This is a genomic window from Planktosalinus lacus (genome assembly GCF_014640155.1).
GTDB classification, from domain to species: domain Bacteria; phylum Bacteroidota; class Bacteroidia; order Flavobacteriales; family Flavobacteriaceae; genus Planktosalinus; species Planktosalinus lacus.
Map to the genome: position 1 here is coordinate 230,639 of NZ_BMGK01000003.1, position 13,245 is coordinate 243,883.

Here is a 13,245-nt window from a genome sequence, read left to right on the forward strand (position 1 = left end):
ATGCTTACTTATAATTTAGCGAAAAATTTATCCATTTTTTGACGCTCTTCTTCTGCAAGCTCTGTGTCAACAAGAATTCTACCACTGTGCTCATCGGTCATGATTCTTTTGCGGGAAGCAATTTCAACCTGAACTTGTGGTGGTATAGAGAAGAATGATCCTCCAGAAGCACCTCTTTCAATGGTTACAACTGCCTGACCGTTTTTAGTGTTTGTGCGAATACGCTCGTAAGCTTTTACTAAGCGTTCTTCAAGTTGTGATTTGTAATTTTCGGCTTCTTTAAGAAGTGTTTTTTCTTCCTTTTCTGTTTCGCCAAGAATATCGTCCAATTCAGATTTTTTGTGAGTTAAATGACTTTCCCTGTCTTCTAAACGCTCTTGTGATTGGTCAATTATTTCCTTTTTGTGCTCCATTTGAGCTTTCAATTCTTTAATGTGTTTTTCGGCCAATTGAATTTCCAGTTCTTGAAACTCAATTTCTTTACTTAAAGAATTGTACTCTCTGTTATTGCGAACATTATCCTGTTGAGAGGTGTATTTTTTAATGAGGCCTTTAGATTCCTCAATTTGATTTTTCTTTTCCTTGATAGCATCTTCTGTAGATTGAAGATCGGCTTTAAGCTTATCAATTCTTGTTGAAAGGCCGGCAATTTCATCTTCAAGGTCTCTTACTTCCAGGGGAAGTTCTCCACGCAAATTTTTAATCTCATCAATTTTTGAATCGATTAATTGCAAGTCATATAAAGCTCTTAATTTATCTTCTACTGTTGCTTCAGTTTTCTTTGCCATATTTATAAATACTTGATAGGATTGGTGTTTACTTCTGATATTTTTATGTTTCCTTTTTCAAAGGCAGGTGCAAAATTAGTGATTTTTTTGCTAAGGAACTCAACTAATTCGTTTTTTGTGAACTGTTCACTTTCATAATGACCAATATCGGCTATGATAAACTCATTTTCAGCTTTATAAAAGTCGTGATATTTCAAGTCTGCCGTTAGATAAATATCTGCTCCTGAATGTTTTGCAGCATCGATCGCGAAACTTCCTGAACCTCCTAAAACAGCAATTTTAGTAATACTTTTATTTAAAAACTTACTGTGCTTAATACATCCAGTATTCATTTTGTCTTTTACTAATTTTAAGAAATCTAATTCAGGCATTGGTTTTGGAAGTTCTGCAATCATTCCTGAACCAATTTTTTGATTGTGATTTTCTAAAGTCATTATTTCATAAGCGACTTCTTCATAAGGATGGTTTGATTTCAACGCTTGTATTATATTTCCCTCTAAATGTGCAGGATATGTTATTCCAATTTGGGTTTCAGTTTCCTGATGTGTTTTACCTATTTTGCCCAATGTTGGGTTGGTATTTTTTCCGGCACGAAAGGTTCCTGTTCCTTCAAGATTGAAGCTGCAGTGGTCATAATTTCCAATTGTTCCCGCTCCTGCGCTAAACAAGGATTCTCGTAGCTTATTAGCATCATCTTTTGGAACGAAAGTCACCAATTTTTTGATGGTTGCTTTTTTGGGAATTAAAATACTTTTGTTGATGAGGCCCAATTTATTACAGATGATTGCATTGACCCCGTTCCAGTTATTGTCAAGTGCTGTGTGGATTGCAAAAATTGCAATGTTGTTTTGAATGGCTTTTATAATTGTTTTTTCAACGTAAGTTTTTCCGGTGATTTTTTTCAAACCACTGAATATAATTGGGTGAAAGCTTACTATCAAATTGCAATTTTTTTCAATTGCTTCGTCAACCACTTCTTCAAGAGTGTCGTGTGTAACTAAAATTGAAGTTATTTCTGTGTTTTTGTCTCCCACCAAAAGCCCTACATTATCATACTCTTCTGCGTAATATGTGGGTGCCAACTCCTCAAAGAAGTTTATAACTTGTTGAATTATCATAATTAGTATTTTATGGTAAAGATAAAAAAGTATATTTTCGTTGTGATGAATAAACTACGGAAAATATTATTTCCTTTTTCAATTGCTTATGATGGGGTTACTTCTATTCGAAATTGGCTTTTTAACAATAACTATCTTAAAAGCACCAAATTTGATATCCCGTTAATTTGTGTAGGCAATTTAAATATGGGTGGAACAGGAAAATCCCCAATGATTGAATATTTGATTCATCTTTTAAAGGATGATTATAAAGTTGCAGTTTTAAGCAGGGGGTATAAACGAAAATCAAAAGGTTTTCAGTTGGTTGATTTAAATAATAAAGTTGAAGAAGTGGGGGATGAGCCACTTCAGTTTAAGTTGAAATTTCCTGACATTGTTGTAGCAGTTGATGCTAACAGAAGGCGAGGTATCGAAAAGTTAAAAGATGTTGTAGAAGTAATTTTGCTCGACGATGCCTTTCAACATCGAAAAGTTCAACCGCTTTTTTCCATTTTACTCACTTCTTATTCAGATTTGTATTTCAACGATCTGATATTGCCTGCGGGTAATTTACGGGAGTCAAAATCGGGTGCTGCCCGTGCAAACTGTGTTGTTGTTACAAAATGTCCTGAGAACTTATCTTATTCAAAACAACAGCAGATACAATTTGACTTAAAATTAAAACCCCACCAGCATGCTTATTTTTCGTCAATTTCATATGCAAGTTTAATTCAAGGTGTTGAAAAGGTAAAACATTTGGAATATCTGGAAGAAAAAGAGTTTGTTTTAGTCACCGGAATCGCTAATCCAAGCCCTTTAGTCAATTATTTAAAAAGTTTAAATCTGTCGTTTAAGCATTATAACTATAGTGACCACCATAATTTTACCGGTCAGGAATTGGTGCAACTCGATCAGGAAAAATGTATTTTGACTACCGAAAAAGATTTTATGAGGTTAAAAAATAATATTAAGGTAGCTGAATTGTATTATCTTCCTATTTCAGTTTCGTTCTTAAACAAAGAGGAAGGGTTTATAGAGCGCATTCAAAATGCTGCTGCGGGAATTCCTGAAGAAGAGAACGTTGATTTTTAGACTTGTTGAGATTGCATGGTGCGATAAATTTTCTCAAAAAATTCATCTGTTTTGAAAGGCTTTGGAATGATTTCATTAAAGCCTGCTTTGTAGAAATCATCCAGGTTTTCATCAATTGTTACAGCGGTAAGCGCAATTATTGGAATGTCCTGTTTAAACTCCCTGATTTGCTGAGTTGCTTCAATACCACTGATACCGGGCATGTGAATGTCCATTAAAATTAAATCAAAGTTATTTTCTTTTGCCATTTTTACAGCATCTTCACCATTGTCTGCAACAGCACACTTCACTTTGTTTTTTTCCAAAATTTTCTTGGTAATCATTTGGTTGATTTTATTGTCTTCAACCACAAGAATACTCAAATTTTCAAGTAAAGCATAGTCTAAACTTTGAGTTGATGTATCGCCTTTGTCTTCAACTTTCTCATCAGAAATATTTAATTTGATGTCAAACCAAAATGTTGATCCTTTTCCAATTTCGCTTTCAAGATGAACTTTACTATCCATTAAAGTCAAAAGGTTCTTCACAATTGAGAGCCCCAGGCCAGTACCTCCAAACTTTCTGTTAATTTGAATAGAACCTTGGGTAAAACTTTCAAATATGGCTTTTTGTTTTTTCAATGATATTCCTACACCGGTATCCTGAACTTCAAAATGAAGTAAAACGCTACGGTCTGTTTGACTTAGCTTTTTTACGCGAAGGGTAACTTTTCCATTTTCGGTAAATTTTACAGAGTTACCAACCAGATTTATTAGAATTTGTGATAGTACAACAGGGTCACCAATGAGCTTTGGTGGAATCCCGTCGTCATATTCTAAGGCAAGCTTGTTACTTTTATCAAGTGCAGATTTTTTAAGCGCAATGAGAACATCTTCAACACGTTTCTTAAGGCTGAATGATTTTTTCTCAAGTTCTACCTTGTTTGCTTCCAGTTTATTAAGGTCTAAAATATTATTTATAAGTGACAATAAATATTCACCGGAAAATTTCAGTGAGTTTAAATGCTCTTTTTGATCTTCTCTTGGATTTTCTTCAAGTAGAAGGTGTGTTAGTCCGGTAACTGCATACATTGGTGTTCGCAACTCGTGTGTGATAGTTGATAAGAACTGAGCTTTGGCTAAAGAGGCTTTTTCAGCACGTTCTTTAGCTATCAATAGTTCATCATTTTTATCTTGAAGCAGGTTGTTTGCTTTTGCTCTTAAATTGTTGTTTTTATAAAGTGAAAGCGTTAAAAGGGAAAGTATGATTATTAATGCAACACTTAAGCCTGTTGTAAACCTATTCATCGTAATGGATTTTTGCTGCTGATCAAGGTCACTTCTTTGAGTTGCAATAATGGCGTTTAATTCATCACTATTGGACTCAAAATTTAAATTTTTGCTTAGCACTGCAGCGTGAATTTCTTCTAATTCATCTCGCTTTTCAATAAAGTTTCTTAACGAAGTGTAGGCATCTTCAACTCTATTTTGTAGAAACGCAATATCACTATAGGTTTTATAGCATTCAGTTTCTGTTTTCAGAAAGTTATTGTTTCTGCTTATTTCAAAAGCTTTATCTATAGATGCTTTCGCTTTTTCAATATTTTCATTTTTCGCCTCCTCATCTTCAGTGGGAAGTTGTATGAGGCACATAGCAACATGTTGATTTGCAATAGCTTCATAATATGGAATGTTAGAATTTTCAAAAACCTGTAGCGCCGCAGAAAAATAATTCAAGGCTACCTGAATATTTTCATTTTCCAAAGCAAAAAGCCCTTTTTTATATTTGACTTTTGCAAGTTCTACATCTTCATTTAGCGTTTGGAAAATTCTGTCAGCCCTGTCGAGATAACGTTCAGCATTTTCTTTGTTGTTTGTTTTTAAAGAAATCAAACCGTAAAGACTATATGCTATTGCAAGTGTTTTTGAGTTTTCATCGTCTTTGACATAACTAATTGCTTTTGCACACTCAGTGCTGGCAAGATTGTAACTGTAAATAGAATAATAAAAATAAGCAAGTGTTGTACTTACTAAAGCCTTATGGTTTCTATCGTTAATTTTGTTTGCCAAATCTTTTGCCTCCAGCAATTTTGGAACAACACTATCAAGATCTTGAATCAAAATAGATTCATAGGCTGTTTGTTGAAGATTTTGGATATGTGCAAGTGTGTCAATAATTTCCACTTTTTCTTCTTGAGAAGATGCAGAAACCGACAGGATTAAAAAAAGTGAGGTTAAAAATAAAAGTAAGGAGCTCCTCATCAATATTAAATATAGGTTTAAATATAGTTATTTCTTTGAAATGTAATTTACTAAATCAATTAATCTCGAAGAATAACCAATTTCATTGTCATACCAGCCTATTATTTTTACAAATTTACCAATTACTGACGTCATTTGTGCATCAAAGATACAAGAATGTGTATTGTTAACAATATCTATAGACACAATAGGGTCGTTAGTATATTCCAAAATACCTTTTAAAGTGGTGTCTGAGGCTAGTTTAAATGCTTTGTTTATTTCTTCAATAGTTGTTTCTTTTTTTACATTCAATGTTAAATCTGTGAGAGAACCGTTTGGGACAGGCACTCTAATCCCACATCCGCCAATTACATCAGACAAATGTGGGAATACTTTTGTCAAAGCCTTTGCCGCACCAGTTGTGGTTGGTACAATTGATTGAGTTGCAGCACGAGCTCTTCTCAAATCTTTATGTGGTTGATCGTGTAAACTTTGATCTGATGTGTAAGAGTGCACAGTAGTGATGTATGCTTGTTCCACACCATAAAGCTCATCAATAATTTTGATCATAGGTGCAGCATTGTTGGTAGTGCAGGAAGCATTTGAAATTATCAAGTCATCAGCGTTTAGAATATGTTCATTAACACCCAATACAATTGTTTTAATATCATCATCGGTTGGAGGTACAGACAAAATCACTCTTTTGGCTCCGGCTTTTATGTGTTGAAGCAATTGTTCTCTTTGTTTGAATTTTCCAGTGGCTTCAATCACAATGTCAACATCTTTCCAATGGGCTTTTTCAGGTGAGGAATATTGATATAACGGGTATAGGGTTCCGTCAACTAATATACCATCATCAGTCCAGGATATTTCTCTTTTTAATACCCCATGTATGCTGTCATATTTAAGTAAATGACTCAACGTACGTGCGTCAGCCAAATCATTGATAGCAACCACTTCAATTTGGTTTTGCTCAAGTAATAACCGGAATAAATTTCGGCCAATCCTTCCAAAACCGTTGATTGCAATCTTGATTTTTCCTGACATTTTTCTTAGTTTAATGAATGTGTTTGTGAGCCTTGTATGATGAACGTACCAATGCTCCGCTTTCTACGTGACGGAAGCCAAGCTCCAAACCAATTTTCTCATATTTTTGAAACTGTTCAGGCAAAATAAATTCTTTTATCGGGAGGTGTTTTTTTGAAGGCTGTAAATATTGTCCAATGGTAACAATATCCACATTAACACTTCTTAAATCCTTTAATGTCTGGATGACTTCTTTTTCAACTTCACCCAATCCCAGCATGAGACCACTTTTTGTGCGTTTAATGCCATTTTCTTTCAAGTATTTCAAAACTCCCAAACTGCGTTCATATTTTGCTTGAATACGCACTTCACGTGTGAGTCGTTTTACTGTTTCCATGTTGTGTGAAACTACCTCGGGATTTACTTGTATAATGCGGTCAATATGTCTTTCAACTCCCTGAAAATCGGGGATAAGGGTTTCAAGAGTAGTTTCTGTGTTCATTCTTCGAACTGCCTTTACGGTTTCTGCCCAGATAATGGACCCCATATCTTTTAAATCATCACGGTCAACTGAAGTAAGTACTGCATGTTTGATATTCATTAATTTAATTGATCGGGCTACTTTTTCGGGCTCTTCCCAATCTATCATTTCGGGGCGACCTGTTTTCACACCACAAAAGCCACAAGAACGTGTGCAAATGTTGCCTAAAATCATAAATGTTGCAGTTCCTTCACTCCAACATTCACCCATATTGGGACAACTTCCTGAAGTGCAAATGGTATGTAAATCGTATTTGTCTACAAGTCCACGTAGTTCAGTATATTTTTTTCCGGTGGGAAGCTTTACGCGCAACCACTTGGGTTTTGGTGTTCTTACGGGGGGAGAAATTAGTTGAGTTTCCATAGAAATTTAATCGGAGGCAAATGTACAAAACAATAACGAAATTTAATGGAATTACTTGTATTGTAAATACAATTTACTGTCTGTTTTTTGAAATGATTTCGGCAAGCAGTTTTTTTGAACGCAGGAGTTTTACTTTCACATTATTGATGGGTTCATCCAGCATTTCTGAAATTTCCTTGTAACTCATTTCCTGAAAATACCTCAGGTTGATCACGTCTTGATAATGGGGTTTAAGCATTTTTATAAATCGCAGTAATTCGGCCAGATTTTGTTGTGTAATCAGGTTGTCTTCAGGGCTTGGTGAATCATCAGCGATTTTTTGAACTTGTTCTTGAATGGCTTCAGAATTTTGAATTTGAATGCCCGATTTTGTTTTTCTGATTTTATCAATATGCAGGTTTTTTGAAATGGCAATTAACCAGGTGCTAAATGTGTATTCTTCCTTGAAAGTGTGTATTTTATCAAATGCTTTGGCAAATGTTTCAATCGTAATTTCTTCAGCTTCAAATTCATTATTAATGCGTGCAAGCTGGAAACCATAAACTTCATTCCAATACCTGTCCAAAAGAAAATTAAAAGCAGTTTGCTTGCCGTGTTTGGCCTGTTGAATTTGCTCAAGGAGTTTTTTCTTGCTTACTTCCAATGTTTAGGTTTTGAAAAAATATTTGATATAAAGATAGCTATTTGGAAGGAAATAAGCAGTATTTCTAAAAGTGGAAGTAGCAAAACCAAACCGCTTTCGCGAAATATTTTAAAGGTTTTGCCAAAAATAATATATTGAATCAAAAGCCTAAAAAACACCAATGTAGCCACCCATTCCCATTGAAGGAAAACAAAAGAAACTACTGTGCCAATCCAAAATAAACAGTTAACCAAATAGATGATACTCAATAATATTTTATGTAAAGGCTTATAATTGGATGCTGTGGTAATGTGTCTTTTTTTCTGTGTGATATAGCTTTTCCAGGTTTTTTTTGGTTCAGAAACTGTAAAGCTTTCCGGGGTAGCACATAGTGCTACATTAGTGCTGTTAGCTGCTTCGTTCACAAATAAATCATCATCTCCAGAGCGAATGTACATATGGCTCATAAAGCCGTTGGTATCATAAAATAGTTTGGCAGTATATGCCAGATTGCGACCCACACCCATATAAGCCATACCCGCTTTTGCAAAGCTGAAATAATGCAATGCCGTCAACACAGTTTCAAAACGAATGAGTTTATTCAACAAGCCAGATTTTTTAGCATAAGCGCCATATCCCAAAACAAGTTGTTTTTCGGATGAAAAATGGTTTGCCATATGTTGAATCCAAGAGTTTGATGCAGGTTTGCAATCGGCGTCGGTAAAGAGCAAGTAGTTGTTTTTAGCTTTTTTGATGCCCAGGGTAAGTGCATATTTTTTATTGGCCCAAAAAGCCTCATTGTTTTTGACATCAACAATTTTGATGCGCTCGTCTGTTGCTGCAAATTCTTCTATCACTTCAAGCGTCTTATCTATTGACGCATCATTGATGAGGATGAGTTCGAAGTTTGGATATTGTTGTTCAAGCCACAACGGAATATGTTTTTTGAGGTTTTCGGCTTCATTTTTAGAACAAATGACAACTGAAACAGGAAATCCGGCTTGACTTGATGGGGTTTGAGGTTTTGCAAAAGCAAAATTTGCAAATAAAATATAAAACAGGCAGTTTATAGCAACTACTATGGCAAATGCAATGAGCAGAGTTGAAAACATACCGGGTTAGTTGTGATTATTTGGTATGAACTTCTTCAGAACAGTTGTCAAACTGATCTGGAGTTTTACCACAAAAACCACAAGCTTCACCATCTTTATTTAAAAACGGACTTTGGCTGGCACAGGTTCCGGCAAATTTACCGTCTTTTTTAGCCCAGATTTTAATGGCAATTCCGGCAACAGCCAACCCTAAAAGTATAAGTGTAATGAGGAATAATTTCATTGTAAATCATTTTGATGCAAAGATAAGAAAATAGCAGTGGAATTGGGTTGTGGTTGTATTTAAAATTTTCTCAAAATCAAAGCACATTCACTTCAGCTTCAAGGATAATGCCAAACAAATCCTGAACTTTTTCCTGTATGTTTTTAGAAAGGTTTAAAATTTCTCCTCCGGTAGCATTGCCGTAATTGACCAATACCAATGCCTGCTGTTTGTGAACGCCTGCATCACCAAAGCGTTTTCCTTTAAAACCGGCTTGTTCAATCAACCAACCTGCTGGGATTTTATAGGCGTTTTCATTTAGCTTATAAAATGGAGCCCCGGGTTGTTTTTTGATAAATCGGGTAAAAGTTGTTTTGTCTACAACCGGGTTTTTAAAAAAACTTCCACTATTTCCTAATTCTTTAGGGTCGGGTAGTTTTGACTGCCTGATGGCAATAACAGCATTTGAAATATCTTTTATGGTGGGATGTGTCACCTGCATTTTAGAAAGTTCTTCTTTAATTGCTCCATAACCTGTGTTTATGTCATGGTCTTTTTTGGTGAGTCGCAAGGTTACATTTGTGATTATGTAATTACCTTTTTCTGTGGTTTTGAAAACAGAAGAGCGATATTCAAAATTACAGTCCTTCAGGTCAAAGTTTTTAATTTTTCCGGTATGCAAGTTCAGAGCTTCACAACTGTGAAAAACGTCTTTTAATTCCACGCCATATGCCCCAATATTTTGAATTGGCGCTGTGCCTACATTACCGGGGATAAGCGATAAATTCTCAATTCCGCCAATATTGTTTTTCAGGCAATACATTACAAATTCGTGCCAGTTTTCACCAGCCTTAGCTTTAATAAAAACTGAATTTTCAGTTTCTTCAACCACTTCTATGCCCTTCAGATTGATATGAATCACCAAGGCATCAATGTCTTTGGTAAGAAGCATATTGCTTCCGCCACCCAATATAATTTTTTTTTGGAAACGAGTATCGTTCAAAACTTGTAGAAGCTCATCAACCGTATTGACCTCTGCAAAGTATTTTGCGTAAGCAGTCACCCCAAAAGTGTTGTAGGGTTTCAGGTTGATATGTTCTTGAATCAACATTAACTATTGTATTGCTCCAGAGCTGTTTTTAGAATATGTACTGCTTTTTTCAGGTCTTCCTTTTTAAGGACATACGCAATGCGGACCTGGTTTTTACCGGCTCCGGGAGTGGAGTAAAATCCTCCGGCCGGTGCTATCATCACGGTTTCATTTTCAAATTGAAACTCTTCAAGCAACCATTGCGCAAAAACATCGGCATCGGCAACAGGTAATTCGGCAATGCAGTAAAAGGCACCACCGGGATTGGCAACTTTGACATTAGGTATTTTTCTAAGTTCGGAAACCAGTAAATCCCTACGATCTTTGTATTCTGAAATCACATCGTCAAAATAGGATTGTGGTGTTTCTAAAGCAGCTTCGCTGGCAATTTGAGCAAATGTGGGTGGACTCAGTCTGGCCTGCGCAAACTTCATTGCGGTGGACATTACTTCCTTGTTTTTGGAAACAAGGCATCCAATGCGTGCTCCACACATACTGTATCGTTTGGAAACAGAATCAATCACAATTGCGTTTTCCTCAATTCCTTCAACTGAAAGAATGGAATGATGTACCAAACCATCATAGGCAAACTCCCTGTAGACTTCATCGGCAATGAGGAATAAATTGTGTCTTTTTACAATCGCTGCCAATTGGTCAATTTCTTCTTTACTATATAAGTATCCAGTCGGGTTTCCGGGATTACAAATGAGGATAGCTTTGGTTTTTGGGGTAATTAATTTTTCAAATTCTGAAACAGGAGGCAAGCCAAAATTATTTTCGATGGTAGAAATTACCGGCACAACTTGCACACCTGAGGCAATTGCAAATCCATTGTAGTTAGCATAAAACGGCTCGGGAATGATAATTTCGTCACCGGCATCAGCGATGGTTCCCATTGCAAAAAGAAGCGCTTCTGAACCGCCTGTTGTCACAATAATATCGTTATGAGTAATGCTTGGTGAAATATTTTGATAGTAAGTTGCCAGTTTTTTTCTGTAAGTTTCAAATCCTGCGGAATGGCTGTATGATAAAACTGAAATGTTATTGTTTTTAATGGCATTTAGAGCAACTTCGGGAGTTTTTATATCGGGTTGGCCTATGTTGAGATAGTATATTTTTTTTCCTTTTTCTTGAGCCAAATCAGCATAAGGAACTAATTTTCTTATGGGTGATTCAGGCATTAATTTTCCTTTATTAGAAATGTGTGGCATTTTGTGTATTTTTAGGATGCAAAGTTGCAAAATTTTATTTAGATTTCCATGAAGATCAAATGGAGATTAGCATAATTTTTGTGGTTCATTAAACAAAAAATTCTATTGAAAAGAAACATAACATTTTTCCTTATATTAGTTTCCTTGTTGTTTTCTTCTGAGAGTGCCTGGTCACAAAAAAGTTTTGAGTTTTCAGGTAACAGAACTAAGGACAAGGTAAACTTTAAATTGATTAACAACCTTGTTTTAATTCCTGTTAAAGTAAATGGTGTTTCCTTGACTTTTTTATTGGATTCGGGTGCTTCATCAACGGTGATTTTCAGTTTTGAAGATACTGATTCGATACAGTTGTATAACTATTCTATGATTAAATTGCGTGGATTAGGTAAAGGGGAGCCTGTAGATGCATTAAAATCTGAAGGCAATACTGTTGAAATTGGTAAAGCTAAAAGTAGTGATCAAACTATTTTTGTGGTGTTTGATGGTGCTTTAAATTTTTCATCGCGATTGGGCTATCCTGTTCATGGAATTATTGGATATGACTTTTTGAAAGATTTTGTAGTGGATGTAAACAATCAACGAGAGCGCCTTCGTTTTTTTAAACCTGACTCATACAAGAAAAAAAACTGTCGTAGATGTATCATTAAGGAGATTTACTTAAAAAAAAACAAGCCCTATATTTCAGCCAGTTATTTTAATGGAATTGAATCAGTTGATTTAAATTTGCTTATAGACTCTGGTTCAGGAGATGCATTATGGTTATTTGAACATAGCGATGAAAAAATACTTCTTCCATCAGATGCTTTTGAAGATTATTTAGGGCTTGGAATTAATGGAAATATATATGGTAAACGTTCAAAAGTTGCATCATTTACTATTGATGAATTTCAATTTTCAAATGTAAATACTGCCTATCCGGATGTAGACATCAACGATACAATCATTGATCTTGGCACACGAAATGGAAGCATTGGGGGCGAAGTTTTAAAGCGTTTTAACTGGACCATAGATTACACAAACAAATTTATAAAGCTTAAAAAGAATTCATTTTTTAAAGATCCATTTCATTATAATATGAGTGGGTTAACTTTGCAACAAGGTGGTTTTACACTTGTAAAAGAACAAAAAAGTATTGACTCAGACAGTTATCGATTGAATCAGAATGAATCACATTCAGTATTTAATCTAAACCTTAGTGATGCAGTTGAATTAAAGCTTAAACAACTTTTTGAAGTAGTGGAAGTAAGAAAAAATTCACCTGCAGATTTGGCCGGAATTAGAATTGGAGATGAAATTTTAGAAATCAACAATAAACCTGCTTATCAGTATGAATTAAATGAAATCAATCAATTGTTTTATTCCCATGAAGGAAGAACGATTAAAATGAAGATTTTGAGAAATGGCATAGCTCAAAATTTTAAATTTGAACTGAAAGATATTTAAGCAAAAAAAACCCTCTATTTCAGAGGGTTTTTATTTTAAAAATATATTTTATTTTAACCTTTGACTGTACCTTTAATTTTTAAAGTTACAATGGGTTCATCAGCGTTTGAATAAACACTTATTGACCTTCTTATTGGTCCAACACGTTTGGTGTCATATTTTACTTCAATAACATCAGACGCTCCAGGAGCAATAGGATCGCTTGGTTTTTTTGGAATTGTACATCCACAGGTTGATTTAACGTCTTCAATTACCAAAGGTTGGTCACCCGTATTGGTGAATTTAAATGTTCTTACACCATCTGAACCTTTTTCAATTTCACCATAATCGATGGTGTCTTCATCAAATGTAATCTTTGCTTGTGCTTGTGTAGCGAAACTGATTAAGCCTACAGCAAGTATTAAAACAAGTTTTTTCATAATTTCTAAGTTTTTAAGAA

The 13,245-nt window shown here is 35.0% G+C and carries 13 protein-coding genes; 2 read left to right on the forward strand and 11 right to left on the reverse strand.

Annotation, left to right across the window (positions count from 1 at the left end; genetic code table 11):
• Positions 1-8 precede the first annotated feature (8 nt).
• The gene (locus tag IEV69_RS04800; RefSeq protein WP_188440010.1) at positions 9-788 is read right to left on the reverse strand and encodes a zinc ribbon domain-containing protein; all 780 of its coding nucleotides are present in this window, start codon (positions 786-788) and stop codon (positions 9-11) included.
• Positions 789-790: 2 nt separating this feature from the next.
• The gene (locus tag IEV69_RS04805; protein WP_188440017.1) at positions 791-1,906 is read right to left on the reverse strand and encodes a Nif3-like dinuclear metal center hexameric protein; all 1,116 of its coding nucleotides are present in this window, start codon (positions 1,904-1,906) and stop codon (positions 791-793) included.
• 12 nt (positions 1,907-1,918) lie between these two features.
• On the opposite strand from IEV69_RS04805, the gene lpxK reads away from it, so the two are divergent.
• Positions 1,919-2,977, forward strand: coding sequence for a tetraacyldisaccharide 4'-kinase (gene lpxK, locus IEV69_RS04810; protein ID WP_229741334.1), 1,059 nt, complete (start codon positions 1,919-1,921; stop codon positions 2,975-2,977).
• Here the strand turns inward: lpxK and IEV69_RS04815 are convergent.
• The 8 genes from IEV69_RS04815 to IEV69_RS04850 form a co-directional block, all read right to left on the reverse strand.
• Positions 2,974-5,217 carry a response regulator gene (locus IEV69_RS04815; RefSeq protein WP_188440019.1) on the reverse strand — a complete coding sequence of 748 codons (2,244 nt, stop codon included), beginning with the start codon at positions 5,215-5,217 and terminating at the stop codon, positions 2,974-2,976. The two genes, lpxK and IEV69_RS04815, sit on opposite strands and share 4 nt — an antisense overlap.
• Before the next feature lie 27 nt (positions 5,218-5,244).
• Positions 5,245-6,243, reverse strand: a complete 999-nt coding sequence (gap, locus tag IEV69_RS04820) for a type I glyceraldehyde-3-phosphate dehydrogenase (RefSeq protein ID WP_188440021.1) — start codon at positions 6,241-6,243, stop codon at positions 5,245-5,247.
• Between the two features lie 10 nt (positions 6,244-6,253).
• Entirely contained in the window at positions 6,254-7,126 is an 873-nt protein-coding gene (lipA, locus tag IEV69_RS04825; RefSeq protein WP_188440023.1) for a lipoyl synthase, read from the reverse strand.
• Between the two features lie 73 nt (positions 7,127-7,199).
• Positions 7,200-7,769 (reverse strand): RNA polymerase sigma factor, encoded by a 570-nt coding sequence (locus IEV69_RS04830; RefSeq protein ID WP_188440025.1) that lies wholly within the window; start codon positions 7,767-7,769, stop codon positions 7,200-7,202.
• Positions 7,760-8,860: a glycosyltransferase gene (locus tag IEV69_RS04835; protein ID WP_188440027.1), complete on the reverse strand. Its 1,101-nt coding sequence runs from the start codon at positions 8,858-8,860 to the stop codon at positions 7,760-7,762. Before IEV69_RS04835 ends, IEV69_RS04830 begins: the two co-directional genes overlap by 10 nt.
• A gap of 16 nt (positions 8,861-8,876) precedes the next feature.
• Positions 8,877-9,083 carry a membrane or secreted protein gene (locus tag IEV69_RS04840; protein ID WP_188440028.1) on the reverse strand — a complete coding sequence of 69 codons (207 nt, stop codon included), beginning with the start codon at positions 9,081-9,083 and terminating at the stop codon, positions 8,877-8,879.
• 76 nt (positions 9,084-9,159) lie between these two features.
• Positions 9,160-10,173: a UDP-N-acetylmuramate dehydrogenase gene (gene murB, locus IEV69_RS04845; RefSeq protein WP_188440030.1), complete on the reverse strand. Its 1,014-nt coding sequence runs from the start codon at positions 10,171-10,173 to the stop codon at positions 9,160-9,162.
• Positions 10,173-11,363, reverse strand: coding sequence for a pyridoxal phosphate-dependent aminotransferase (locus tag IEV69_RS04850; RefSeq protein ID WP_188440032.1), 1,191 nt, complete (start codon positions 11,361-11,363; stop codon positions 10,173-10,175). Before IEV69_RS04850 ends, murB begins: the two co-directional genes overlap by 1 nt.
• Positions 11,364-11,468: 105 nt before the next feature.
• Here IEV69_RS04850 and IEV69_RS04855 point away from each other — a divergent pair, with 105 nt between their 5' ends.
• Positions 11,469-12,806: an aspartyl protease family protein gene (locus IEV69_RS04855; RefSeq protein WP_188440034.1), complete on the forward strand. Its 1,338-nt coding sequence runs from the start codon at positions 11,469-11,471 to the stop codon at positions 12,804-12,806.
• 53 nt (positions 12,807-12,859) lie between these two features.
• On the opposite strand, the gene IEV69_RS04860 is transcribed toward IEV69_RS04855, so the two are convergent.
• A complete protein-coding gene (locus tag IEV69_RS04860) occupies positions 12,860-13,225 on the reverse strand; it encodes a DUF1573 domain-containing protein (RefSeq protein WP_188440036.1) in 366 nt (121 codons plus the stop codon).
• Between the last annotated feature and the right edge of the window lie 20 nt (positions 13,226-13,245).

Coding starts and splice junctions, on each gene's coding strand:
- IEV69_RS04800 (WP_188440010.1), bottom strand. CDS start 788: ATGGCAAAGAAAACTGAAGCAACAGTAGAAGATAAATTAAGAGCTTTA.
- IEV69_RS04805 (WP_188440017.1), bottom strand. CDS start 1,906: ATGATAATTCAACAAGTTATAAACTTCTTTGAGGAGTTGGCACCCACA.
- lpxK (WP_229741334.1), top strand. CDS start 1,919: ATGGTAAAGATAAAAAAGTATATTTTCGTTGTGATGAATAAACTACGG.
- IEV69_RS04815 (WP_188440019.1), bottom strand. CDS start 5,217: ATGAGGAGCTCCTTACTTTTATTTTTAACCTCACTTTTTTTAATCCTG.
- gap (WP_188440021.1), bottom strand. CDS start 6,243: ATGTCAGGAAAAATCAAGATTGCAATCAACGGTTTTGGAAGGATTGGC.
- lipA (WP_188440023.1), bottom strand. CDS start 7,126: ATGGAAACTCAACTAATTTCTCCCCCCGTAAGAACACCAAAACCCAAG.
- IEV69_RS04835 (WP_188440027.1), bottom strand. CDS start 8,860: ATGTTTTCAACTCTGCTCATTGCATTTGCCATAGTAGTTGCTATAAAC.
- IEV69_RS04840 (WP_188440028.1), bottom strand. CDS start 9,083: ATGAAATTATTCCTCATTACACTTATACTTTTAGGGTTGGCTGTTGCC.
- murB (WP_188440030.1), bottom strand. CDS start 10,173: ATGTTGATTCAAGAACATATCAACCTGAAACCCTACAACACTTTTGGG.
- IEV69_RS04850 (WP_188440032.1), bottom strand. CDS start 11,363: ATGCCACACATTTCTAATAAAGGAAAATTAATGCCTGAATCACCCATA.
- IEV69_RS04860 (WP_188440036.1), bottom strand. CDS start 13,225: ATGAAAAAACTTGTTTTAATACTTGCTGTAGGCTTAATCAGTTTCGCT.